This window comes from Candidatus Defluviilinea proxima (genome assembly GCA_016721115.1).
Classification (GTDB): Bacteria; Chloroflexota; Anaerolineae; order Anaerolineales; family Villigracilaceae; genus Defluviilinea; species Defluviilinea proxima.
This window is the reverse complement of the sequence record JADKIW010000001.1, coordinates 4,960,669-4,983,806: the sequence shown is the minus strand read 5'-3', so window position 1 is coordinate 4,983,806 and position 23,138 is coordinate 4,960,669. Positions and strand designations below refer to the sequence as shown.

Below are 23,138 nucleotides of genomic sequence, written 5' to 3'. Positions count from 1 at the left end.
TGGAATGGAAGTAAAGGAAAGTAGGTGAAACATGACGAGAATTATTCGTTCACAGGGTCAATTACGTGATGCATCCAATCATTTGTTTTATGAAATATGGATGTTTCAAACTCTTGCAAAAGGTATGGCGTCAGGCATAGCTGGAAATGGAGCAATCAACAACTCATTACTCGAGTCTTTTGCGATTCACGTGAGAGCTTTGATTGGTTTCTTCTATTCTGATAATCCTAGACCTGATGACATTATTGCCGAAGATTTTTTTGAAAACGACAATGAATGGAAAAACATCCGACCTGTAATAACAGAAATCCTTATAAATGCAAAAAAACGTGCGGATAAAGAGATTGCACATTTAACTTATAATCGATTAGATATAACGCCCGAACAAAAACCTTGGGAATTTATAAGGATTTTTTCTAATTTACAGGCGCCAATCAAGATATTCCTTGAAAATGCTTCCACAGATTTACTTGGTTCAAGCTGGGATGAAACCAAACGTAGACAAGTCATCCAAGAATAGTTTTTATTCTTACATATAATCATCCTCACTGACCCCCATCACCATCCTCTCCTATCTCGGCGTATGGATCATCCGCCACTACGCCGAAAGACCGCACGGGAATAAATCCCCGTGCTATGCAAACGAAGCCGACTGAAGTCGGCTAGTCCGCTTTGAGCGGACTTTGTATGATTAGCCCCGACGTTTACGTCAGGGCGGGTAACGGGGTGAGATAAAGCTTTTCGAAACAGTATCAATCCTTCCTTAAGCGAGAACCGCATTTCTCACATATAATCACGTAGCCAATGACCCCCATCCTCCTCTTCATCGTCCTCACCATCCTCTCCTACCTCGGCGTGTGGATCATCCGACGCTACGCCGAAATACCGCACGGGGATAAATCCCCATACTATTCAAACCAAGCCGACTTTAGTCGGCTCCCCCTGATGGGGACATGAGTCCGCTTGAGCGGGCTTCGTATAATTAGCTCCGACGTTCACGTCGGAGCGGGCAACGGGACGAGACAAAAGCCTATCGAAACAGTATCAACATCAAAGAACTCGGAGATTTTTAAAATCTCCGAGTTCTGGTTTACGAAGTGCCGCAATTTTTCTGTTGCGGTAGAATCATTCCCAATGTCTTCCATCCTCACATTCCTCATATTGACCATCCTCTCCTACCTCGGCGTATGGATCATCCGCCGCTATGCCGAAAGGCGTCAACTGCTCGACCATCCCAACGAACGGAGTTCACACTCCATGCCCACGCCGCGCGGCGGAGGGCTGGCGATCGTTCTCCTCGTAACAGGAACAGGCTTATCGTTCGTCAGAGCCGAGGATCTGAGTCGCGATCTCGTTTACATCGTCTGCGGGGTTGTCATCGCATTCCTCGGCTGGCGCGACGATACCCATTCGCTCTCGCCGCGCGTCCGTTTTGCAGTGCAGGCGCTGGTCGCCGCCGTGTCCATTTGGGGCTTGGGATATTTCAGTTCGGTCACCATTCCCTTGTTCGGCAAGTTGCAGTTGGGTGTGGTGGGCATCGTCATCACATTCTTATGGATCATCGGACTCACGAACGCCTACAACTTCATGGACGGCATTGACGGCATCGCGGGCGGCGTGGCGTTTGCGGCGGGGCTGGGCTGGGTTCTGCTCACGTCGAACATCCCGTATCTGGCGAACTCGTTCGTGTTTTGGATCGCGCTCGCCATCGCCGCGGGCTCGCTCGGCTTTCTCGGACACAACTGGCACCCCGCCAAAATTTTCATGGGCGACGTTGCCAGCACCTTCCTCGGTTACTCGTTCGCGGTCATGCCGTTGATGGCGGCGAACAAGGAAGGCGACGCGCTCATGCTCGGCACGCTCCTCATGTGGACGATCATCATGGACGCGGGCGTCACGTTCATCCGCCGCGCCCTCAAACGCGAGAACGTCTTCGCCGCGCATCGCACGCACCTATACCAACGTCTCGTCATCGGCGGCTATTCACACGCCAAGATCAGCGCACTCTATATCGTGTTGACGTTCCTTTCCCTCATCCTTGCCTACGAGTGGGGTGATGGTAGTGCCCTTGCCTCCGCCGCCATCCTTTTTGGACTTCCCCTCATTTACTATATGCTGAATCGCCACGCAAATACGTTAAATGAGAAGAAATAATTTACCTTGTCATTTCGAAGGAGCGACAGCGACTGAGAAATCTTTCTTCTGCGTGGGCAAAGATTTCTCCTCGTTTCACTCGTCGAAATGACAAACCTTAATTTGGATTTCCTCCTTAGTGCCCCTTCGTGCCCTTTGTGTTTAAACTGATTAAATAATGTTATCTAAACTCCGAGCATTCGCCTCCCTCTACCGAGAACTTGGTCCGCGTTGGACACTCTTTCGCCTCGCCTACGCCCTCCGCCTCCGCACAGGCATCATCCGTTTGCAAATGCCGATGGGTAGGTGGAGTGATTATAAAAATCTTGTCAATGTAGGGGCGGGGTCTCCCCGCCCCACATTACCTCTGCCTAATGAATATCCTCCAAACGTATCATGGAAACCAGACCCTGCAGTAAACTTAGCGGCTTATTTTATCGGGAAAGGTATGCCTTTATACTTTTCACACCGACTTGTACACTCGTCATTTCCTCCTGATTGGCACACAGATTATTTCTCTGAAAATATTGCATCTCCACCTTTGAAGGTAAGCGCGAATAAGCATTGGTCTCAGATTTCAGATGATGCCAATGGAGACATTAAATTTATCTGGGAACTTAACCGTTTTGGTTTTGTCTATGAGTTTGTCCGCGCTTACGCCGCCTCTCAAAATGAAGAATACCCCGAAGCCTTCTGGACTCTCATCGAAGACTGGGCAAAACACAACCATCCCAACACAGGTCCCAACTGGATGGATGGACAAGAAGTTGCACTCCGCCTCATGGCATGGACGTTTGGATACCACGCCTTCCTCAACTCTCCATCCACAACATCTGAGCGAAAAGACAACTTCACTCTCTACGTCGCCGCCCAAGCCGAACGCATCTACAAAAACATCGGCTACGCCATCTCCACTAGAAGCAACCACACCATCAGCGAAGCCTTTGGCTTATGGATGGTCGGTCTGCTCTTCCCCGAACTCAAACACGGAGAAAAATATCTTGCCATCGGAAAAAAACTTTTAGAACAGGAAGCCGCCAATCAAATCTTTCCCGATGGCAGTTACTCCATGTACTCCCTCAACTACCATCGTTTTATTCTTCATATTTATTTATATGCGATTCGTTTAGGCGAAATTAATAACTCACCATTTCCAACTCAACTCATCAACTCTGTCACCAAATCCATCGAATATCTTGCTTGCCTCATCAACCCCAAAACTGGCGAAATGCCCGTATACGGCTCCAACGATGGCGCTCTTGTTTTGCCCATTAACAGCATTGTTTACTTTACCGATTACCGTCCGCTGTTGCAATTAGGCTGGTACATCACCAAAGGCGAATTCCTCTTCGAACCAGGTCCATGGGATGAAGATGTGTTTTGGTTATGCGGCACGAGTCCCCTCTCCCAGCGGGAGAGGGTGTCCGAAGGACGGGTGAGGGAGAAATCATTAACCGCTAAGAGCGCAAAGCCCGCGAAGGAAAAATTAAATCTTAGCGCTCTTAGCGAGCTTCGCGGTGAATCATTTCCCAATGGAGGAGTCTACCTCCTCCGCAACGCCAACTCCCACGTCTTCATCCGCTGCACAGACTTCACCTCCCGTCCCTCCCACGCCGACCAACTCCACGTGGACTTATGGATGCATGGCTATAACATCGCCATCGACGCAGGTACCTACCTCTACAGCGGACAAGGTCACTGGCGCAACGGACTGGCACACACCTCCGTGCATAACACCGTCACTGTGGACAACAAAGATCAAATGACCATGCTCAGTCGCTTCACATGGACGAACTGGTTAAAGGGCAAAGTTCTCAAACACGATTTTAATACTTGGTTGGGCGAACATGATGGTTATAAACCTGTGTCGCACAAGCGAACGGTCATGTCCCTTGAAGGGGATCGCTGGTTGGTGGTGGATAATTTGTCTGCTAATAAATTGCATAATTACAAACTTCATTGGTTACTCGCCGATGGCGAATATGGATTGCGGAAGCTCGCTTCCGAAAATGGCTTGTGGCTCCAACCCTTCGGGAGCAAGCTCCCTGACTCCAAAATCAACATTCAACTTGGATTGCTTAACGGCGATGGTAATTTCTCCATTGTCCGCGCTGATCCCAATTCCACACGCGGATGGCGATCACGCTACTATGGTCACAAAGAACCAGCTATCTCCGTGATGCTCGAAGCAGATCAACCCCAAGTCACGTTCTGGACGTTCTTTGGATTTGAAGATGATGTCGTTGAAATCGCGGGGAATAGTTTGAAGATAAATTCAGAAACAATTGAATTGTAGGGGCAGGTCTCAGACCTGCCCCTACGTTCGGAAGAATCAAATTCCAGTGGTGAACAAAACTATTGATTCGAATCAACCTCCCCTGAGTCCCGAAGCGGATTCTTAATCCAATTTCCAATCCATCCACACAGGTCTTACATTATCGGGGATGACGGTGTAGGCCTGTCCTACAGGGATGTTTTTCGAGCGGCAGATGGCGGTTGCAATGGAGAGACCATGTGAGACGATAAGCACGTTACCAGTGGGGAATTGTCGTGCAACATCGTTGAGTGCCGCGTAAACACGTTCTGCCACCTCGCCGACGGTTTCACCTCCGGGCGGGCGGACATTGGCAGGGTCAACGGCGCGTTTCTCCCAGAGTTCCGTATACCGTGTCTTGAGGTCATCCACCAATTGACCTTCCCATTCTCCCTGATTGATCTCGCGCAGGCGTGGCTCAACGCGCAACGGGATATTGAGCGCTTTGGCAATTGGTTCGGCCGTTTCGCGGGCTCGCGAAAGGTCGCTGGTATAGATGGCGGAAAAGTTTTTACCTCTGAGTTTTTCAACGAGCGATCTTGCCTGTTCATTTCCATTATCGTTGAGAGGCACATCGCTTTGACCCTGATAGCGGCCCTCGAGATTCCAATCAGTCTGCCCATGACGAACAAGGCAGAGGCGTGTGACCTTTTTGTGAACTTCATTGTATTCAGGGATGGTGATGATGGGGGGGCGTTCCCGTTCTGCCACCTGTTCAACCGCGAGGTCGTAATGTCCCTTGTTGTATTTGGGGATCTTCATTGTTTTGTTGATGTCTTTGATGAAAGAACGTTCGAAACGTGGCTCGAGTTTTCGCAGAACAGTTTGGATGATGGCAAAGGACATTTTGCCAAGCGCTTCCAATTCCTGGTTGTGATGGATGCGTTCGAGCAAGTCCACTTGTGCGATGGCGCCCAAACCGAATTGTTCGAAGATGTCTATGATGAGTCCTGTTTCCACGCCGTAGCCTGAAAAGAAGGTTGCTCTTTCGAGCGCTTCCCGCCGACCTGCGTATTCACCCGATAAAGGTTGAATGATGCCCGAGAGTTCAGGGTAAAAGAGATTCAACAATGGACGCGCTGTAAGTTCGGTGACGCGTCCACCACCACCAGCCTGGATCTGGTCGCCGACCCGCAGTGGACGGCGATAAAAGCCTTTGACAAGTTGGATGTTGCGATTGAACAAGAGTGGACCGATGATGCCATACACAAACCGTGGATGGATGTTCATGATGTCGGTATCGATCCATGCGATGATGTCACCCTTGGTGACCAACAGGCTTTTCCATAACGCTTCGCCTTTGCCACGTCGTGCTCCGTAGTTGGGCAATATTTGTTGATGGATGTGAACGGGCAACCCCATTTCTTTGGCGATCTCACGTGTGCGGTCAGTGGAATTGGAATCGATCAGTACGATCTCATCCAGTAACGGCACGGCTTGCATCAAGGCACTTCGGATCGTATCCACCACTTTGCCGACAGTTTCCTCTTCATTCAACGCAGGCAAGGCCAGGCTGATAGTGGAACCCTGCTTTTCTTTTAAATCCATAAGCAATTCAAGATCGGCGAACTCATTGGCGTGAAATGTATTTTCCCTGAACCATTTATTTACCAATACCGAAATAGCTTTCTCACCCACGCTTTCATCGAGAACATGTTCGTTCATCTGGCGGCGTGATTTAACGATAATGGCGGTCGTGGATGGGTCGTTCAGCAATTGTTCTGCGATGGGACCTAAGGTCGATGCACTTACCGCGCGGCTGGCGGTTGCTCCCAGCACGATCACGTTGTATCCCTTTACCTCTTCCGCAATAACACGCGACACATCATCTCCTACAACCCTTCGCAGGTTTACCTCGGGGAGATGCTTCACAATATTTTGCATCCCCACGAATGGAGCGTCGGTGTTCGCGCCATTGATGTTGATATGCAACATGTCGAGATCTTGTGCTTCCAAGCCCATGCCCACCTGCAATGCCAGTTCTGCATAAGGGCCACCGCGCACAGTAACCATCACACGCCGGGGTGGTTCGGGTAATTCTCCATGAATAATGGCAATATCGCAAACAGGGTTCATGAGTATCGTCGAGATAGGTTCACCCCAACTTGTGTATCCATTCTCCCATTCAGTGATCAGAATATCAGGCTCCTCATCCCGGATCACTTTCTGTAGGTCGTGCCACGGCTCTGAAGAAGCGATCACCGATGCTTTAAAGCGTGTGTTCGCGTCCCTGCCTAACGAAAGCAGGCGTTTACGGATCTTTCTTGCATCCACCATGCTTTCCCCGACCTCATTCTCGTCGTCAACTGTCACAACTCCCACCACGATCACCGTTTCTGCGACGCTGTGTGCCAGTGCCAGCGCATTCTCTCCCTCCGTGCCAACGCCGATGGGAACCATCGCTGTCTTGATTGAACGGATCTTTTTTGTCATTTGATTACCTCCTCAAGTAACGGGACAATATGCTTTGCATAGATTTGTCCCCATGAATAACTGTGTTTTGCTTTTCGTCCCCACCTTGACGTAATTTCCGCCTCCAACCTGACTTTGATCTGCTTCGCCACCTCAAGCGGATTCGCATCTGGATCAAAATACGTTGCGTCCTCTCCCGCCAGTTCACGTAGGACGGGAATGTCCGCGCAGAAGACGGGCATCTTACTGAATGCCGCCTCGATGATAGGAATGCCAAATCCCTCCTCGTGGCTAGGCATGAACAGCGCATCGGCAATGCGATAGAAATCTGCGATGACCTCATCGGGCATGAACTCGTTCGTCACTTCTGCCAAAAAATGGACAGTGCTCTGCAACTCCAATGCATCCCGCATCGAAAGCAGTTTTTCTCTATAAGCTTTATTCTTCGGGTTATGTGGCCCTTCTGGCCCTGTGACCACCAGCATCGCTTTGGGAAAATCCTTACGCACTTCAGCCATCGCTTGAATGGCGAGCTCGATGTTCTTACGCGTCGTCAGGCGGACAGGCAGAAGAAAGAGCGGGTCAGCCTCCATCAGGTTCAACCTCTCGATCAACTCGATGGTCTTGCTCTCGAACTTGAAGAAGGCATTCAAATCTACGCCGTTGGGAATAACGTGAATCGATTCTCTTGCGATCCCGTACAACTCAGCCAGTTCATCCTGTCGCAGTTTGGAGATAACAACTTGTGATGCACCCTCCCAATACGTTCGTAACAAGTCCCACGGGTACCCATCATGCAACTCATCTTGATAACGTGGCGTTGTCCATGCCAGATCGTGATGCCACAAAATAAGTTTGGGGAAGTTAGGACTCTGGCTTCCTTCGTGCAGAACTGCTGTCAGTGCGAGGTTCTTCGATAGCGAAGCGACATTATGCGCGATCAACACATCGCAATCTCTGAGAGCTTCAAACAACTCCACTTTGATCTCGTCACGCAGTTTGTCGAAGGCGGGTGTGTATTTACCAACGTCCAACGAGCCCTTTACCTCCATTACATCAGGGTGACGGGAATCCAACTTTGGCAGGATCTTCAGATTGATCCTTTCATCGAACTGCTCACCTCGCCCTGCAAGGATTGTCACCTCGTGGCCTGCGCTCATCATCAAGCGGGCGTGATGTGCCAGCACACTTTCCACGCCTCCCACGATGGGCGGTGATGAATAATGCAATAACGAAATTTTCATGCGTACTCTCCAAAACAGTTTGCCAGCAAATGTCCCAACCTTCTTTCGAGCATGGTGAATGAGTAGTAGCGTTTTGCCAACTCAAAGTTGTGTTCTGATTCTTCAGCGGTCAACTCGGGATTCTTCAAGACGAAACGTGTCTCTGCCAGAGTCCTCTCGCTGATGTAGCCATCGAACTCGACCACTTTGAATCCCTTCGGCTTGATATCCGCTTCGTAAATGGAGTAATTGTTCACCACGATGGGACGTTTGAAGTACACAGCCTCGAGAAATGCGTTTCCAAATCCCTCAATGGAGGATGGATACGTGACGAGGTCTGCATACGGATACACATCTCCCAGTGTGTAGACCTTCCTTCCCTCAGGTGTGACGCCTCTTTCCTCGCCGACAACTGCCGACTCAAAATTAACTTTGACATCCAGAAATGCCGCAAATTCACGGACACGTTTTTCGTAATCTGTCCCTTCATCGCCAGCCGCATGTGAGATGACCAACTCTGCGGGCAGGCCGAGGCGGCGCGTCAACTCAATGGCATGTTCGATGCCCTTGCGTTGAATGATACGTGTCGGCTGAAGAATAAGATATTGATCAGGAGCAAGCCCAAGGTCCGCGCGAACCGTTTTTGTGTACTCATCCAAAGGCGGAGGGGGAGAGTCGAAATCCATTACATTGGGAATCTGCATGGCGGCGACCCCTGTGCGCATGGCGAGTTGATGTTCTTGTATCGAGTTGATGACCACATGTTGAATGGATGGCAGGTTGGGCGGGAAGGCCATTGCCAGATAATCTCGCACGCTGTTGTTCATGAAACGCTGACGTTCCCAATGAAAATCGTGATGATGTGCAATGACTGGATAGCCCGTCTCAGCAATGAACTCTGTGATCGCAAGCCCTAGCGGGATGTTCAATGGGATGGTGCTGGCATTTTCGATGATGAGCGCTTCGAGCTTGAATTTGTGCGCAAACTTGTAAAGCTCCTCTTTGATGTAGAACCGCAACTCATGGATGCGCTGTGTGACGGTGGCGGGGCGAATGTATACCGAAAAGAAATCCTGATGCAATTCCCCGATCTCAGGGTGTCTCTGACGTCCTTCATGCAAACTGCCCCATGTGCCTTGATACGCCTGCTCGTTGATGGCATGAATGGTTGGGTGGCGGTAAAAAGCTTCGGGCACCACGTAACTGACCTCCTCTGGACGGTCACAAACGCCAGCAAAGTAAAAGCATCGATGTCCCATTCTTTCAAGGACAATTGCCCACTTGGATGTTTCCAGTGATACACCATCTGTCCCTGCAAAACGTGTGGATATAAAGCCAATGCGTCTTGATAGTGTCATGGTGATGTTATCTCCTCTTTAAATTATTAATATTGTGTCTTTTGTGTACTGCGGTCGCCTATATGGGTAAATGAATCGAACCAGAGGTGCGAAGCACCCTCGCGTAATGTTGTTCATGAAAGGTCCCCTAAAATTGTTGCAGTACAATACATTATGCAAACTTTTTATACCACATTACTCGCCCAAATTTATAATGTCGAACTTGCATCGCAGATTGAACCACGTTTATTGAAATTGATTGACCGTTATCGAGGTCGCATTTCGAAACCGCAGAACGCTTCGTTGAGTGAACGCGATTCCCTTCTCATCACTTATGGCGATCAGGTGCAGGAAAAAGGAAAGGCACATCTGCAAACACTCGCTGAGTTTTGCGAGTCACATTTGCGCGGTGTCATGGGTGGTGTTCACATTTTGCCGTTCTATCCCTGGTCGTCAGATGATGGCTTCTCGGTCAAAGACTATCGTGAGGTGGATTCTGCCCTTGGCGATTGGCAGAATGTCGAAGAACTTAGCAAACACTTTCGCTTGATGTTCGATGGTGTTATCAATCATATGTCCGCGCAGGGGGAATGGTTTCAGAAATTCTTGCAGAACGAAAAGCCGTATAACGATTATTTTGTCACGGTCGAAGGCGACCCCGATCTCTCGCAAGTTGTCCGCCCGCGTGCGTTGCCGTTGCTCACTGAATACGAAACCACTGCAGGCAAACGCAAAGTGTGGACGACCTTCAGCGCCGATCAGGTGGATCTCGATTTTAAAAACCCCGATGTTTTGCTTGAGATCTTCGATGTTCTCCTCATGTATGCCCAACGTGGCGTGCAGTTCATCCGTCTTGATGCCATCGCGTATCTCTGGAAGCAGATCGGAACAACCTGTATTCATCTTCCCCAAACGCATGCTGTCATTCAACTCCTGCGCGCCGTTCTCGATGATGTTGCCCCGCATGTCTACCTCATCACCGAGACCAACGTTCCGCATACCGATAACATTTCCTATTTTGGTGATGGCAAGAATGAGGCGCAACTCGTCTACAATTTTGCATTACCGCCGCTTGTCCTTCACACCTTCCGCACGGGCGATGCAAGCGTTTTATCTGGATGGGCTTCGAGTCTGACACTTCCCTCTGACCGAACGACCTTTTTCAACTTCCTCGCCTCACATGACGGGGTGGGGCTGAATCCTGCTCGAGGCATCTTATCTAACACTGACATTGACTCCCTCGTCGAACAGACTCTCGCTCACGGTGGCTTGATCTCGTACAAACATAACAGTGACGGGACGAAGAGCCCGTATGAGATGAACATCAATTACTTCGACGCACTATCCGACCCAGCCAGTGACGAGTCTCTTGATCTGCAAGTGGATCGCTTCATGGCGGCGCAGGCGATTATGCTGACCATCGTTGGTATGCCTGGCATTTACTTCCACAGTTTGTTTGGTTCCCGTAATTGGAAAGAAGGCGTGGGGCAGACAAAACATAACCGCACGATCAATCGCCAGAAATTGGAACGAGTCGATCTGGAAAAACAATTGGCTGATGCAAACTCTCTCCGCTCAAAAGTATTCACTCATTATCGTGAGCTGTTGACCGCACGTTCATCCACGTCCGCGTTTGACCCGCATGGTGGACAAAAAGTTTTGGATGTGGGTAAGGGGATATTTGCTGTTCTGCGAACTTCTCCTGATGAGTCGAAACAAGTGTTGTGCTTGCAAAATGTTACGGTGCAAGAATTGGAGATTGAGAACCCCATAAACAAAACGGTCCGTGATCTGTTCACGAACCGTTCGGTGGATGGGAAACTTTTGCTAAAGCCGTACCAATCCATGTGGTTGGATGTTAACTATGGAATGCAGTAGCTTGCTACTGCAATACGCCAGCAAGCTGGCTGAATCCAAATTATCAATTCTTATCTGTCAAATAGTGAATGAGAATCAGCCCGAGGCCAAGAAAAAGCGGGACGAAGCCTCCCAACATCCACGGTCCGAGGTGAAGCGGGTAATCGTTGCCAGAACCAAAGCCGATCGGGTAGAGTCCGACTGAGAGTGCGAATCCAAGTGCAGAGATGACGATCCCCCAACGTAAAAGATTGCTGGTTGGTTTGCCTTCGGGTTTGGTGAGACCTTTTTCGGCGAGGGCGAGGGTTTCTTTGTAGTTCATGTAACGCAGGAAAGCGAGGAAGCCGAAAATTATGATGAGTATGGTGACGATGCCAAGGCAGGGGATGAGTCCGTCCATGAGAGTTCCTTTCGAAAAAGCAGGGCGTGGATTTTTTCCACGCCCTGTAATTTTACTTCATGGCATTGATGTTGATGCTGCCGCTGTTCGTTTTGACTGTGAGTTGTGCGCCGCCGCCGTTGACGGCTCCTGCGATCTCTTCCTTATCACTGCTTGAACTTCCCGTTACTGTGACCGTGATGGGTAGATCTGATTTGATCTTGCCGAAATCGGTTTTGAGATCCACATCCAGTTTTGAGTCGGTGGGCAGAGCGAGTGTGATGTTGCCAAAATCGGTCGCGACTGTATGTGGGCCTGTGCCAAGCGAGCCGCTGAATTCAACACTGCCACTCTTGGTCACAAGGTTGAGCGTGACAGCTTGGGCATTTGTAACTTCGATGTTGCCGAAATCTGTGTACGCTTTGAGTGTGCCTTTTGCGCCATCCACTGTGACTGAGCCGCTGTTGGTGTGCAGGTCATACGATGTGGCCATGGCCTGTGTCAATGTGATATCGCCGAAATCATCCTGTACTTTGATGAGCTTGCTAACTTTGACCTTGGTCAATGCGACCTTGCCGCTTTTGGATTCAATGGTGACCGATGCGGCGGTGCCATTCTCGAACTTTGTGTCGCCAAAATCGGAATTGCTGGAGAAGTCACCTGTGGCATTGACATCTTTGAGCGTAACCTTGCCGCTATTTGAGTCGAAGGTGATATTGGCGGCATTGGCTTGTTCAAGGGTGATGTTGCCAAAGTCTGAATTCAATTCGATATTGTCAGAGCCAGCCTTGATGCCTGTGGCTTCTATCTCGCCGCTGTTGTTCGAGACCGTCAGCGCGCCTTCGATATTTTGTACGCTTATATCGCCAAAGCTATTGTCAATTGCGACATTCCCTTTGATGCTTGTGACACTCACTTCACCTAGTTTGGTGTTAATGTCAATTGTTGCTTCAGTAGGAACAGTGACAACGAAATCCACGGTGTCTGAATTAGTGTTAAATGTGGGAATATTGGGCGGGCTGGTGCGTATGGTGGGGTATTCATATGTAAGCGTAATGGTGTTGCCAGCTTGATCAATATCGTATTTGATCTTTTTTACTTCCTCGTCTGCGCGAGCTTGTGATGTGGCGTAAGCGGTCTTTACCACATCGACCTGAACTGTTGTTACATCCGCACCGATGATCGTGACATTCCCTGCCCCATTAACTACTTTCAATTTGACTGGGGTTTCCGCATCCACTTTGAGAATTTTGTTCTCTTCAATGGTGGCATGATCTGTCATTCTTCCAGTGAAGAAATCCCCACTACCGCGTGTGGCAAAGAATACCACCCCGCCAATGCCCGCAAGCACAAACAATAGTGCCAATACTAAAAGGGTTATTACAATAGGTCTTTTCATTTTCGTTCTCCTTGTGTTATACCCGTTGTGTTTATAAATTGTGCATTTTGTAAACGCAATGGGCATTATATGTTGTCACTACGTTTGACAGGCGGTTTGCGAAAAAGTTTCACATTTGGACGATGGACCATAGACCGTGGACCATGGAGCAGTGGTCATCGTCTATTGTCCATGGTCTATGGTCGGCGAAGCCTGAAACTTTTTCCGTTTTCCCCTGTCTAACCCTGTAGAGACCGTATGGCAGATACCGAAACCACCCTGATCCAGAAGGCGCAGAAAGGCAATCATGATGCCTTTGCTTCCCTTGTGGATGCGCATCAACGTTACGTCTATAACCTTGCCATGCGTGTTGTAAAGGACGAGAACGAAGCGCTCGACCTCACACAAGAGACCTTTGTCCGTGCGTGGACGGCGCTTCCCAACTTCAAGGGGCAGTCGCAATTTCGCACGTGGCTGTATCGCATCGTGACGAATCTTTGCTACAACCGCCTGCCCAATTTGCGTCGTTCCCTCAATGACCTTGGCGATGATGTGATGGAAGATATCCCCGAACCGCACTTCAATTCCCCTGCATCTGAGTTTGAATCGAATGAAACCAGACAACGCTTGAGTCAGGCGATTCAAAACCTCGACACCAATTACCAACTGCTGATTACTCTTCGCTACCAGAACGAACTATCCTACGACGAGATCGCCTCGACTCTTAACCTGCCGCTTGGTACTGTCAAAACGGGTATTTTCCGCGCGAAGGAACAACTCCGCAAAACGCTCGCTCAATTGGAGGACTCATGGATCATCGCTTAACTCCACAACAAGAAGATGCGCTCATCGAAGACGCACTCAACTCTCAGCCGCTGGCGTCCATGCCGCGCAGTGTCACTGTCGATGTGATGGCACGCATCCACACAAATCAGCGTCCCGCGCTCTTCACATGGAACGATCTTGTATTGGGCTTGGTCATTGCGTTATCTCTTGGAGCGTTGTTCTTTGCGGTGCAGAGTCTTCCGCCCATTATGCTTGCCAAACTTCGCGTTCAAGGGATTCTGTTGTATCAAGATTATTTAGTGAACGCCCGTTGGCTCGTCCCTGCGACGATGTTTGGGTTGGCGGCGATTCTTTCCGCTTTTACAATTCCCACCTTGATCAATATGACCGTGGACCGTAGACGATAGACCATCATTGTCAATGGTCTATCGTCCATCGTCTGTTAATCCAAGCTTTGCAGGACGTGACTGATCGCCGTAGATGCGGGTCCGCCAAGGGACTGTATCAACGCGGTCTTTGCTCCCGCGACTTGATTCGCCTCAGCCTGACCCCGAAGCTGGATCGTTGCGTCGACGGCCTGATACACACCTGCGGCCCCGCCTGCAAATCCACGTGCCTTCATACCTCCCATTGTGGCGCAGGGAATCTTTCCCTTCAATCCAATTTCATTATCAGCCGCGAGCTTCCAGCCTCTGCCTTTGATCGCAAAGCCGACAGCCTCGAGTTGTAATGCGGCATAGATGCTGAATGTATCGTGATATTCAAACAAGTCGATGTTTTCAAGTATGATATTCGCTTGCTTCAACGCTTTACCTGCGGACAGTTGTGCAGTGTCGAAGTACAACACATCCTTACGGTCGTGCAGTGCCAATGTGTCTGACGAAGCGGCGGAGCCAGAAATCTTCACGAGTGGGTTATGCCAATCGGACGGAAGCAACTCGCGGCGAGTCAGAACGAGCGCGGCCGCGCCATCCGCATTGGGAGCCATATCAAACATGTTGAGCGGGTCGCTGAGGATCTCCGCTTTGGCATATGTCTCAGGCTTGATGGCTTTGCGGAACATGGCGCGTTTGTTGGCAACTCCGTTGGCATGTGCGGTGATCGCAAATCCAGCGAAACCATCTTTAGGGACATCGTTTTCGTGCATATAGCGTTTCATGAGGAGCGCGGCTTGAGCGGTGGGCGTCATGCCGTGGACGGCCTCGAAATCAGAATCGCTCACAGTAGAAAGTGCCTCTTCAACACCCGAACCAACTTTGTCAGTGAACTTTTCCACGCCGACAACGAGGGCAACATCCACCATACCACTGGCAACGGCGAGATAGCCCTGCCGTAAGGCCGCACCACCCGATGCACCCGCGGCTTCGAGCGTGGCGGCTTCGATACCGAGCAAGCCTGCGTAATCGGTGAGCAACACGCCGAGATGCGCCTGATTGGAAAGATTCGGTGCGAGCATGTTGCCAACGAATAACGCTTGCGGTTTGAGACCGCCCGCATCTTTGAGCGCGTCTTTGATCGCGGCGAAGGCAAGCTCACGCAGGCCGATCTCCCAATGCTCGCCGACTTCTGTTTGTCCAATTCCTGCAATTACTACGTCTGTCATTTGTAGAGAATTTCCATTTTCTTTTTTGGATTACTTCCCGAACGGCCACCAAGATTTGGCGGACTTGTTGTTACTGGTACTTTGCCCAGCTTCTTTGGGATCTGTATGATTTGTGATCGTCCTGACACTGGCTTTGTAGTCTTTCAAAAAATGCCAGTTGATATTTACATATTCGATCTCGCCCGCGCGTACCTTTTCCCAATTTTGGATCGTCTCTTTGGCCACATTTTTGCGAGGCGTAATAACGGCTTCTGTCTTTTCATTGACGATCACTTGCAGAATACCAAGATGATACTCGACCCATTCCTCAACAGCCTGGGGGTGTTGGGCTCGCAGAGTAGTGAGCAATTGCTTTAATTCTGCTCTGGCGGACTTGCTCTCTTGGTTGAGCCTTTCGATCAATTCCTTGGCTTGTTTTGCCTGCGCCGCATTGGGCTTGCCATAGCTGAGATAGTCTGTTTTATCTCCGGCCTCGTACTCCGAATCTTCGATTTTCTGGCGCAGGGTTTCGAGTTGGATGGTTTCCGGTAACATGTACTTTTCCTCAGATCAAGATGGTTATTTCCAAATGCTCTTCAAAAACTTCATGTTCTCAATTGTCTGATAGGTTCCGCCGCCTTCGTGGCCGTTGTACGGATAGACCTTGATATCCTTTTCGCCAGCCCAGTGATTGTATGCGGCAAAGACGGTTGAAGGCGGGCAGATCTGGTCCATTAGAGCGGTGTTGAATAATGCTTTTGCTTTGGCGCGTGCGGCAAAGTTGACGCCATCGAAATAGGAAAGCGTATTGAAAACTACATCGACCTTATCGCGTTGGGCGTGACAGAACTCGGCGATCTCTTTATATGGATAGCCATCCGAGATCTCTGTGGCGCGGCGATAGTGACAAAGGAACGGTACACCGGGCATGGCGGCAACTACGTCAGGGACAAGTCCTGCGGCGGCGATGCTGATACCACCGCCTTGTGAGCCGCCAGTGACGGCGATCTGGGTTGCGTCCACTTCAGGGTGAGAGCGTGCTGTCTCGATGGCGCGGACGGCATCGGTGAAGACGCGGCGGTAGAAGTAATGTTTGGGATCGAGAATGCCTTTGGTCATACTACCCGGGAATTGCGGACTGCCACCTTCGGCGTAAAGATCGGGTGTATCACCTGTTGACCATGTGCCGCCTTGTCCGCGGGTATCCATGATGAGGTGGGCGTATCTCACGCTTGCCCAGAGGAGCCAGTCAGTGGGGAAGTTGCGCCCGCCACCGTAGCCGATGAATTCAACGACACAGGGTAACTTGCCCGAACGTTGTGTGGGAAGGATCAACCAGCCTTTGATGGGTTGTCCGCCGAAGCCGTTGAAGGTGACATCGAAAGTTTCCTGCGCGGCGAGTCCATAGTCAACGCGCTCAAATGTTGCGTTGAGCGGATGCTTGCGCGCTTCATCCAAAGTGGATTTCCAGAATGCATCGAAGTCTGCCGGTTCGGTGCGTTCTGGCTTGTAGGTCTTGAGTTGGTCGAGTGGGAGGTCGAAGAATGCCATGGGACTCCTAAATGATGAATGGTGAATGATGAATGCAGAATGTTGTATGACGTGTAAGTAACCTCATGTCGTTGCGAGGAGGGCTCTTGCTTTTCCCGACGAAGCAATCTCCTGTTACGAGGAGACTGCTTCGGCAAAGAACAAGAGCGCCTCGCAGCGACATGTTTTAACTTTACTTCATTTGCAACTTGCCACGGAAGCGCACATATGTGGCGTAATCAATTTCTGACCGGCGCGCGATGTATTCTTGTGTCTTCATTGCAAGACCTGCGCGGAGCGGCGCTTTATCAGTGACGGTGATGTCGAAGGCGTCGGAACCAGCTCCACTTCCGAAAGAGACGCAGAGAATCCGATCGCCGGGTTGGGCGATGTCGAGAGTCGCTGTGAGTCCGATCATGGCCGCGCCCGCATATGTATTTCCGATCACAGGGACGAGGAGGCCAGGTTCGATCTGTTCCATTTTGAATCCGAGTTCCGATGCAACGCGTTGCGGGAACTTGGTGTTGGGCTGGTGGAAGATTGCCCACTTGTAATCTTTGGCGGTGGTGCCTGAGGCTTCCATGAGATGCGTGGCGGCTTCGGTGATGTGTTTGAAGTAGGCGGGCTCGCCCGTGAAGCGCATGCCGTGTTCGGGATACTTGGCATCGGCACGCCGCCAGAAATCGGGCGTGTCGGTGACGTAGGAATACGATGAGTTGATGATCGCCAGCGACTCTTCGGCGGGACCGACGATATATGCACCGCCACCTGCGCCCGCAGTATATTCGAGCGCGTCGCCGGGTTTGCCTTGTGCAGTGTCCATGCCGATTGCCATGGCGTAATGTCCCATGCCCGAGCCGACCAAGCCCATCGCGGCGACCAATGCTTCGGTGCCCGCTTTACAGGCGAATTCCCAATCGGCGGCTTGCGTGTTGGGGACGGCACCAATCGCTTCAGCGACTAAGGTGGAGGTTGGCTTCACCGCATAAGGGTGGGACTCAGACCCGACCCAAACCGCCCGCAATTCAGTCGGGTCAATTTGTGCGCGTTTCATGGCGTTGCGCGCCGCTTCAATAGACATCGTGATGACATCTTCATCGAGCCCGGGGACAGCTTTCTCTTTAATGGGAAGTCCGCCGCCTTTGCCGCCTGTCCATACGCGCGCAACTTCCTTCGCGGGCAGACGATACCGTGGCACGTACGCACCGTAGCCAACGATGCCGACAGGCTTGACGGGTTTGAGGAGGGTGGGGGAGTGTGTGTGATTGTGTGGGGTTGTCATTTAAGAACCTTCTTTCAAAGGATAATTCCTAATCTTCTATACCGTGAGCAGTTATAACAAAATGTTTTGTTGTATTTTCTGGCTCGAAGAATCGCCAATATTCACAATCAAGTGACGAAGCAGGAAATATTTCCAGAATAGTTTTTTTGGATAGATAAAGTTTAAGTCCTCCCAGATCGTTCGCTTCTAAAGATTGCACAACAAGAGGCGACTCTTTGTGCTCTTCTATAAACTGGCTTATTCTTTCGTCGCACCGATTAACGCCAGGTTTATCCCAATCAAAATCCGATAAATCTTTATAAGGATTTTCTCCAGCGGGATATAGGCGGTCTTGTGATGCTACTACGATTCTTTTGTTATTCACGATGTGCCAAGTTGCTTCTGTATGCAATGAATAATCACTGACGACCTTAGTCTTTCCGTTTCGCATGGTGATAGTATTGCGTTGCCAGCCAAAACTAAACCACTCAAGACTCGCAGCGCGTCCTGCATCCCACAAAGGCAAGCCGATTAAAACTTTTAGAGTATCTTCAATTTCATTTTTCATAAAGTAATTTTACGCATACCAAAACTTAGACGTCAATCCTGCTTGCTTTTCCAAACGGACTTTATCACGGACTCACGGACAGAAGCTGACGTGTTTACTTGTTTGCTATCAGACTTCCGAAGTCTCAAAGACTTCGGAAGTCTTGGCTCACACATACCAAAACTTTGACTTCAATCCAACTTGCTTGAAAATCTCTGCAACCTGTTCGGTGCTTCGTCCATGATACTCCAGTGACAGGCGGTTGTAATACCACAACTTTGAAAGTTCCCAGACTTGATGGATGGTGAGAACTTCTCCGCGTTCGAGATTGTTTCGTTGGCACCACTTGTCAATCCATTCTTCCGACTGGAAGAGAAGCATCGTCGCTCAGGTGAAGATCAGGTCATCGTACCAGCGGGCGAAGGGGATGGGGAAATGCACAAGTAATTGGTTATTGGTAATTTGCCCATCTTTTATTTCAAGTTTTACTAACTCATCGCTCTCTGTGCAAACGGTTTCGATGACTGCGTTCGTGTGGAGGGCGGCCGGGATGCCGAGCATGTCCCAGGCGCAGTTGGCGAAATAGGTCTTGCCATTCGCGTGGACTTTGAAGTCTGTGGGAATGCCTGAGAATGGGTTTGCCATGTGGACGGTCAAGGTTTCAAGGTCAAGAAAAAGGGCGTGGCGGTTGTGGAGTTCCTTGTAGTATTCGCTTGCTTCTTCTTTTGAGATGTTAAAGTGCGCGGCGGTTTCGTCTGCGCTGGGAGCACGGGTTGTGTCCGCGAAGTGTTGATAAACGAAGTGGCGGATTTGCCAGAGAAGGGTGTCGTTCATGGTTTCGTAGGGGCGACGTCTCGTCGCCCAATAACCTGTGAATGTTTCATTTGATAGGAATTTTGATTCCAACACAAGGGCGTGGGGACCACGCCCCTACGATTGCAAACCCTTCAAAATCTCTTCCGCACGATCAATCCTCACAACCTTCTCTGCCACCATCTGCGCAGCGACTTTTTCGATCAATTCTCCACTGGCACCTGCCGCGATGGCGACTTGACGTGCGTGTAGCGACATGTGCCCGCGTTGGATGCCTTCTGTAGCTAGGGCACGGAGCGCCGCCATGTTCTGGGCAAGTCCCACTGAGACGATGATCTCTGCGAGTTCGGATGCCGTTTTGACGCCCATGAGTTTGACTGCGGCTTGTGCGGCAGGGTGGACCTTGGTTGCACCACCGACGATTCCAACAGCCATAGGCATTTCGAGTGTGCCCACGAGGTTACCGTCCTCGTCTTTGCCCCAAGTGGAGAGTGACGTGTATTTGCCTGAACGAGCGGCATACGCGTGTGCGCCCGCTTCTATGGCGCGCCAGTCGTTGCCTGTGGCGATGACAACCGAGTCCACGCCGTTCATGATGCCTTTGTTGTGGGTCGCGGCTCGGTACGGGTCCACGGCGGCGAAGGCATAGGCGGCGATGATGCCATCACGCACTTCTTCACCTGAAAAATCGTCAAACGCCAAGTCCTTTACGGGAATTGTGCATCTTGCTCTAGCAATACGTTTGTCCGCGAGGTTGGAGAGGATGCGGAGATGGACTTTCCCGCCTGTTATGGCTTCGATTCTTGGTGCTAAGCGTTCGCAAGCTGTGTTGACCGCGTTCGCGCCCATCGCATCACGGACATCATAGATGAGATGAACAACGAGGAAGCCGCCAATGGGGGAGTCTTCTATGATGCGGACCTCCAAGTCCCTTGCGCCACCGCCAAATTTCTTGAGGATGGGGTCAATCGAGTCCGCTTCGGCTAATAATTCCGCTTTGTGTTCGTATAGTTTGAACTTCGCTTCGTGTAAGTTAGTGACATTGATGACTTGCATCTGCCCGATCATGAGCGGATCGGTGGTTGTTGCGGTGTATCCGCCGCCGGCACGGGCGAGTTTTGCCATAAACGAAGCGCCTGCAACAACGGATGGCTCTTCGAGAGTCATTGGGACGAGAACATCGCGTCCATTGACCTGGAAGTTGAGCGCGATTCCAAGTGGCAAACTGTATAACCCGATGACATTTTCGATCATGTGGTCAGCGGCCTCAGGGGAGAGTCCGCCCGCAGTAAACGGGAGCAGGCTTTCGGGAGTCAGAGCCGCGGCGTCCGTGAGTTGCGCGCGACGGTCTTCGAGAGTCATGTTGTAAAAGCCAGAAATGCGGGAAGTTGTCATGTTGTCACCTTTGGTTTTGTTTAGCCACAGAGTACAGCGAGCTTGGCTTGACCTTGTATATTGTATTCTCGTCTTCTACCAAAATCTATCACATTTATCCTGTCACTTTCATAATTTGTGACTGTGAGCATTATATGAGATAATTTGGATCATGTTATTGACTCGTGAACAATTACAGGAACGTTTGATCGCATTACATGCCGCCAGCCTTGAGTTGGTGAAAGATGTTTCGCTTGAACATTTATTGGAGCGTATTGCGGCTGTGGCGTGTGAACAAGTCGACGCACGGTATGCCGCCTTGGGTGTGCTGGACGATGAAGGTAAGCTTGCAAAGTTTATTTCTGTCGGGATGACCGAGAAACAGATCAATCGTATTGCTCATCCACCTGTGGGGAAGGGGTTGATCGGGGAGTTGATGAATGCCAATGAGCCTTTGCGCCTTCCGATCCTTCAGAAACACCCGCGCTCGATTGGTTTCCCTGTCAATCATCCACATATGGCTTCGTTTTTGGGGGTACCGATCCGTGCAGGCGATACGCAACTTGGCCAGATCTACCTGACTGAGAAGAAGGATGCCCCTGGATTTACTGCGGATGATGAAAAGATCATCCAAATGCTGGCAACGTATGCGGCGGCGGCCATTCAGAACGCTCGTATGATGGAGCAGATGCGGGAACGTGACCTGGCTTTGACCCGTCGCAACGTGGATATGTCCCTGTTGAACGGCATCGCGTCAACTCTGACCTCAAGCCTGGAACTGGACGAGATACTTAATAAGACTCTGGCGCTTGTGATGAACTACATGAAGGTCGAAGCAGGCGAAATTTTCCTTCTGGAAGAGGATAAGACCACTCTTCGCATGGTTTTACATCGTGGTCAGGCCGCAGAAGCCTTCTGGACGCGCAATATGTTCAAGTATGGAGAAGGTTATGTTGGTATTGTGGCTGAAACTCGCAAGCCATGGATCAGCACCGACATTGCAAATGATGTCCGTTTTTTACGCGATGCTGTTGTAAAGGCAGGATTTCGCCAGATTGTCTGTATTCCCTTACTTTCAGGCGATACTTTGATGGGTGTCATGAGCGTTGCATCGCTTAGCACAGAGCCAATTGATGATCGAAGCGTGCAAATGATGGCGGCTGTAGGCAATTGGGCAGGTTTAGCCATCGAAAATGCGAGCTTACATTCCAATGCGCGACGTTTAGCAGTGTTAGAAGAGCGTGATCGTATCGGTATGGACCTGCATGATGGCATCATTCAGTCTATTTATGGCGTGGGTTTATCGTTAGAGAGTGCTCTTCATTCGATTCAAGATGATCCGAACGATGCAAATAAGCGTGTGAAGCACGCGATTGATGGTTTGAATCAAGCGATTCGCGATTTACGTTCCTATATTTTGGATCTACGACCTCGTCAATTAGGGAATGATGGCTTGATCAACGGTATAAAACGTCTCATTGCTGAGTATAGAGCCAATACTTTTGCTGAAGTTCATCTCACAGAGCCCGAATCAGACCTAAAAGAGTTATCGCAAAGCCATTCTTTGGCGTTGTTTCATATATGTCAAGAGTCTTTAGCCAATGCGGCCAAGCATGCAAAGGCAAAAAAGGTTCAAATTGCAGTATGGGCAACTGATGAACGTGTGTTGATGGAGGTTCATGATGATGGATTAGGCTTCGATATGGAATCAATGAACGCTAACATCGGTCATGGACTCGCAAACATGCAGACTCGTGCACGTTCAGCCGGTGGTGAAGTGGATATATCATCAGCACCGGGTGAGGGAACAACGATTCTTGTATGGGTTCCACGTGATGTGCATCGATAAAACAACATATAAAACGATTCTTTAACTTTGAGTCACAGATTCTTGATGCTCGTTAACAAGCCATTAATTTTTTAGCGCAAGAGGTTTCTTTAAGAACAAACATCCACATTTGCAATGTTTTGTTTAAATGCCTCTTTAAACCCCATATATGGGGGTGTGGATAACTTTTCGATGGATAGATGGCTGAAACGAGTGTTCTATTAAAAAATGAAAAATGCAAATTTTACAAATTGAATCTTTAACGTTGAGCGACCTTAAAAAAACGGAAGTTTTAAAACAAACGTAGGCTTTACGTGTTGTTATTTTATATGACTCTCTGCTAGAATGTGTGCACGCTGAAATTATGATGTAAGTTCGATACGC

At 50.0% G+C, this 23,138-nt stretch carries 21 protein-coding genes; 8 read left to right on the top strand and 13 right to left on the bottom strand.

From position 1 onward, the window contains the following. Positions 1 to 31 precede the first annotated feature (31 nt). The 4 genes from IPP66_23265 (at position 32) to IPP66_23250 (ending at position 4,429) form a co-directional block, all read left to right on the top strand. Positions 32 to 520, top strand: a complete 489-nt coding sequence (locus IPP66_23265) for a hypothetical protein (protein MBK9928198.1) — start codon at positions 32 to 34, stop codon at positions 518 to 520. Positions 521 to 804: 284 nt separating this feature from the next. After that, positions 805 to 957 carry a hypothetical protein gene (locus IPP66_23260; GenBank protein ID MBK9928197.1) on the top strand — a complete coding sequence of 51 codons (153 nt, stop codon included), beginning with the start codon at positions 805 to 807 and terminating at the stop codon, positions 955 to 957. 177 nt (positions 958 to 1,134) lie between these two features. Next, the gene (locus tag IPP66_23255; protein MBK9928196.1) at positions 1,135 to 2,154 is read left to right on the top strand and encodes a glycosyltransferase family 4 protein; all 1,020 of its coding nucleotides are present in this window, start codon (positions 1,135 to 1,137) and stop codon (positions 2,152 to 2,154) included. Between the two features lie 157 nt (positions 2,155 to 2,311). Further along, the gene (locus IPP66_23250) at positions 2,312 to 4,429 is read left to right on the top strand and encodes an alginate lyase family protein (GenBank protein MBK9928195.1); all 2,118 of its coding nucleotides are present in this window, start codon (positions 2,312 to 2,314) and stop codon (positions 4,427 to 4,429) included. 102 nt (positions 4,430 to 4,531) lie between these two features. Here IPP66_23250 and IPP66_23245 read toward each other — a convergent pair whose 3' ends face one another. The 3 genes from IPP66_23245 to IPP66_23235 are packed head-to-tail and all read right to left on the bottom strand — an operon-like array spanning position 4,532 to position 9,440. Then, positions 4,532 to 6,880, bottom strand: a complete 2,349-nt coding sequence (locus IPP66_23245; GenBank protein MBK9928194.1) for a glucosyl-3-phosphoglycerate synthase — start codon at positions 6,878 to 6,880, stop codon at positions 4,532 to 4,534. Continuing rightward, positions 6,877 to 8,103 (bottom strand): glycosyltransferase family 4 protein, encoded by a 1,227-nt coding sequence (locus IPP66_23240; protein ID MBK9928193.1) that lies wholly within the window; start codon positions 8,101 to 8,103, stop codon positions 6,877 to 6,879. Before IPP66_23240 ends, IPP66_23245 begins: the two co-directional genes overlap by 4 nt. Further along, positions 8,100 to 9,440, bottom strand: a complete 1,341-nt coding sequence (locus IPP66_23235; GenBank protein MBK9928192.1) for a glycosyltransferase family 4 protein — start codon at positions 9,438 to 9,440, stop codon at positions 8,100 to 8,102. Before IPP66_23235 ends, IPP66_23240 begins: the two co-directional genes overlap by 4 nt. A gap of 153 nt (positions 9,441 to 9,593) precedes the next feature. Here IPP66_23235 and IPP66_23230 point away from each other — a divergent pair, with 153 nt between their 5' ends. Beyond that, positions 9,594 to 11,297 carry a sugar phosphorylase gene (locus tag IPP66_23230; protein ID MBK9928191.1) on the top strand — a complete coding sequence of 568 codons (1,704 nt, stop codon included), beginning with the start codon at positions 9,594 to 9,596 and terminating at the stop codon, positions 11,295 to 11,297. A 43-nt stretch (positions 11,298 to 11,340) separates the two neighbouring features. On the opposite strand, the gene IPP66_23225 is transcribed toward IPP66_23230, so the two are convergent. Both IPP66_23225 and IPP66_23220 read right to left on the bottom strand, forming a co-directional pair. Beyond that, complete coding sequence (locus IPP66_23225) at positions 11,341 to 11,676, bottom strand: hypothetical protein (protein ID MBK9928190.1); 336 nt, start codon at positions 11,674 to 11,676, stop codon at positions 11,341 to 11,343. 52 nt (positions 11,677 to 11,728) lie between these two features. Continuing rightward, the gene (locus IPP66_23220) at positions 11,729 to 13,054 is read right to left on the bottom strand and encodes a DUF4097 family beta strand repeat protein (protein MBK9928189.1); all 1,326 of its coding nucleotides are present in this window, start codon (positions 13,052 to 13,054) and stop codon (positions 11,729 to 11,731) included. 237 nt (positions 13,055 to 13,291) lie between these two features. Between IPP66_23220 and IPP66_23215 the strand changes: the two genes are divergently transcribed. Both IPP66_23215 and IPP66_23210 read left to right on the top strand, forming a co-directional pair. After that, complete coding sequence (locus IPP66_23215) at positions 13,292 to 13,858, top strand: sigma-70 family RNA polymerase sigma factor (protein MBK9928188.1); 567 nt, start codon at positions 13,292 to 13,294, stop codon at positions 13,856 to 13,858. Next, entirely contained in the window at positions 13,843 to 14,226 is a 384-nt protein-coding gene (locus IPP66_23210) for a hypothetical protein (protein ID MBK9928187.1), read from the top strand. Before IPP66_23215 ends, IPP66_23210 begins: the two co-directional genes overlap by 16 nt. A 35-nt stretch (positions 14,227 to 14,261) precedes the next feature. On the opposite strand, the gene IPP66_23205 is transcribed toward IPP66_23210, so the two are convergent. From IPP66_23205 to IPP66_23170, 8 genes are all read right to left on the bottom strand, one after another. Next, positions 14,262 to 15,422 (bottom strand): thiolase domain-containing protein, encoded by a 1,161-nt coding sequence (locus IPP66_23205; GenBank protein MBK9928186.1) that lies wholly within the window; start codon positions 15,420 to 15,422, stop codon positions 14,262 to 14,264. Between the two features lie 30 nt (positions 15,423 to 15,452). Beyond that, positions 15,453 to 15,956, bottom strand: a complete 504-nt coding sequence (locus tag IPP66_23200) for a hypothetical protein (GenBank protein MBK9928185.1) — start codon at positions 15,954 to 15,956, stop codon at positions 15,453 to 15,455. Between the two features lie 24 nt (positions 15,957 to 15,980). Continuing rightward, a complete protein-coding gene (locus tag IPP66_23195; protein ID MBK9928184.1) occupies positions 15,981 to 16,952 on the bottom strand; it encodes an acetylxylan esterase in 972 nt (323 codons plus the stop codon). Between the two features lie 172 nt (positions 16,953 to 17,124). Then, positions 17,125 to 18,213 (bottom strand): hydroxymethylglutaryl-CoA synthase, encoded by a 1,089-nt coding sequence (locus tag IPP66_23190; GenBank protein MBK9928183.1) that lies wholly within the window; start codon positions 18,211 to 18,213, stop codon positions 17,125 to 17,127. A 28-nt stretch (positions 18,214 to 18,241) separates the two neighbouring features. After that, a complete protein-coding gene (locus tag IPP66_23185) occupies positions 18,242 to 18,760 on the bottom strand; it encodes a hypothetical protein (protein MBK9928182.1) in 519 nt (172 codons plus the stop codon). Between the two features lie 147 nt (positions 18,761 to 18,907). After that, positions 18,908 to 19,120 (bottom strand): hypothetical protein, encoded by a 213-nt coding sequence (locus IPP66_23180; GenBank protein ID MBK9928181.1) that lies wholly within the window; start codon positions 19,118 to 19,120, stop codon positions 18,908 to 18,910. A gap of 6 nt (positions 19,121 to 19,126) precedes the next feature. Then, positions 19,127 to 19,573: a hypothetical protein gene (locus IPP66_23175; GenBank protein ID MBK9928180.1), complete on the bottom strand. Its 447-nt coding sequence runs from the start codon at positions 19,571 to 19,573 to the stop codon at positions 19,127 to 19,129. Positions 19,574 to 19,669: 96 nt separating this feature from the next. Then, positions 19,670 to 20,947 carry a hydroxymethylglutaryl-CoA reductase, degradative gene (locus IPP66_23170; GenBank protein ID MBK9928179.1) on the bottom strand — a complete coding sequence of 426 codons (1,278 nt, stop codon included), beginning with the start codon at positions 20,945 to 20,947 and terminating at the stop codon, positions 19,670 to 19,672. A gap of 151 nt (positions 20,948 to 21,098) precedes the next feature. Here IPP66_23170 and IPP66_23165 point away from each other — a divergent pair, with 151 nt between their 5' ends. Then, complete coding sequence (locus tag IPP66_23165; protein MBK9928178.1) at positions 21,099 to 22,775, top strand: GAF domain-containing sensor histidine kinase; 1,677 nt, start codon at positions 21,099 to 21,101, stop codon at positions 22,773 to 22,775. Positions 22,776 to 23,138 lie beyond the last annotated feature (363 nt).

Bases quoted from the DNA above. Each gene is read 5' to 3' on its own strand.
- IPP66_23200 (MBK9928185.1), bottom strand. From the start codon at position 15,956: ATGTTACCGGAAACCATCCAACTCGAAACCCTGCGCCAGAAAATCGAA.
- IPP66_23205 (MBK9928186.1), bottom strand. From the start codon at position 15,422: ATGACAGACGTAGTAATTGCAGGAATTGGACAAACAGAAGTCGGCGAG.
- IPP66_23180 (MBK9928181.1), bottom strand. From the start codon at position 19,120: ATGCTTCTCTTCCAGTCGGAAGAATGGATTGACAAGTGGTGCCAACGA.
- IPP66_23225 (MBK9928190.1), bottom strand. From the start codon at position 11,676: ATGGACGGACTCATCCCCTGCCTTGGCATCGTCACCATACTCATCATA.
- IPP66_23265 (MBK9928198.1), top strand. From the start codon at position 32: ATGACGAGAATTATTCGTTCACAGGGTCAATTACGTGATGCATCCAAT.
- IPP66_23250 (MBK9928195.1), top strand. From the start codon at position 2,312: ATGTTATCTAAACTCCGAGCATTCGCCTCCCTCTACCGAGAACTTGGT.
- IPP66_23190 (MBK9928183.1), bottom strand. From the start codon at position 18,213: ATGACAACCCCACACAATCACACACACTCCCCCACCCTCCTCAAACCC.
- IPP66_23210 (MBK9928187.1), top strand. From the start codon at position 13,843: ATGGATCATCGCTTAACTCCACAACAAGAAGATGCGCTCATCGAAGAC.
- IPP66_23170 (MBK9928179.1), bottom strand. From the start codon at position 20,947: ATGACAACTTCCCGCATTTCTGGCTTTTACAACATGACTCTCGAAGAC.
- IPP66_23195 (MBK9928184.1), bottom strand. From the start codon at position 16,952: ATGGCATTCTTCGACCTCCCACTCGACCAACTCAAGACCTACAAGCCA.
- IPP66_23235 (MBK9928192.1), bottom strand. From the start codon at position 9,440: ATGACACTATCAAGACGCATTGGCTTTATATCCACACGTTTTGCAGGG.
- IPP66_23230 (MBK9928191.1), top strand. From the start codon at position 9,594: ATGCAAACTTTTTATACCACATTACTCGCCCAAATTTATAATGTCGAA.
- IPP66_23185 (MBK9928182.1), bottom strand. From the start codon at position 18,760: ATGAAAAATGAAATTGAAGATACTCTAAAAGTTTTAATCGGCTTGCCT.
- IPP66_23260 (MBK9928197.1), top strand. From the start codon at position 805: ATGACCCCCATCCTCCTCTTCATCGTCCTCACCATCCTCTCCTACCTC.
- IPP66_23240 (MBK9928193.1), bottom strand. From the start codon at position 8,103: ATGAAAATTTCGTTATTGCATTATTCATCACCGCCCATCGTGGGAGGC.
- IPP66_23215 (MBK9928188.1), top strand. From the start codon at position 13,292: ATGGCAGATACCGAAACCACCCTGATCCAGAAGGCGCAGAAAGGCAAT.
- IPP66_23255 (MBK9928196.1), top strand. From the start codon at position 1,135: ATGTCTTCCATCCTCACATTCCTCATATTGACCATCCTCTCCTACCTC.
- IPP66_23220 (MBK9928189.1), bottom strand. From the start codon at position 13,054: ATGAAAAGACCTATTGTAATAACCCTTTTAGTATTGGCACTATTGTTT.
- IPP66_23245 (MBK9928194.1), bottom strand. From the start codon at position 6,880: ATGACAAAAAAGATCCGTTCAATCAAGACAGCGATGGTTCCCATCGGC.
- IPP66_23175 (MBK9928180.1), bottom strand. From the start codon at position 19,573: ATGAACGACACCCTTCTCTGGCAAATCCGCCACTTCGTTTATCAACAC.
- IPP66_23165 (MBK9928178.1), top strand. From the start codon at position 21,099: ATGTTATTGACTCGTGAACAATTACAGGAACGTTTGATCGCATTACAT.